Source organism: Shewanella sp. AS16 (genome assembly GCF_021412365.1).
GTDB classification, from domain to species: Bacteria; Pseudomonadota; Gammaproteobacteria; order Enterobacterales; family Shewanellaceae; genus Shewanella; species Shewanella salipaludis.
This window is the reverse complement of the sequence record NZ_JAKCLK010000441.1, coordinates 1-281: the sequence shown is the minus strand read 5'-3', so window position 1 is coordinate 281 and position 281 is coordinate 1. Positions and strand designations below refer to the sequence as shown.

1 protein-coding gene is annotated in these 281 nt (G+C 49.5%); it reads left to right on the top strand.

Translation table 11 applies throughout. The annotated features are described in order from the left end of the window. A partial coding sequence (locus tag LZP73_RS21010; RefSeq protein ID WP_234236935.1) for a hypothetical protein occupies positions 1 to 249 on the top strand: 249 nt, incomplete at its 5' end. Positions 250 to 281: the final 32 nt, after the last annotated feature.

The following is a 281-nucleotide window of genomic DNA, read 5'->3' as shown; positions in this document are numbered from 1 at the left end:
GTGGAAGTGCGACGCATGTTGTGTCGCCGGTCACCAGGCCACCAGCACTTCATCGTAACGTTTAAAAGCGATGTAGAGCGCGCCGAGAAAATCTCTAACTCCACATCTCTGGTTAGTCCGTTGGCGGAGGTTATTGTGCGCAACAATAAGGCGCGCTTTGTCCTTGAGGAGCATCATTCTGATTTTAATGAAAAAATTAAGTCAAGCATTTTGCAATATATGAATGGCAAGTTCACGCCACCAATGTGATTAGCCCCCAGCGTGGCGCGCCTGCAAACCCC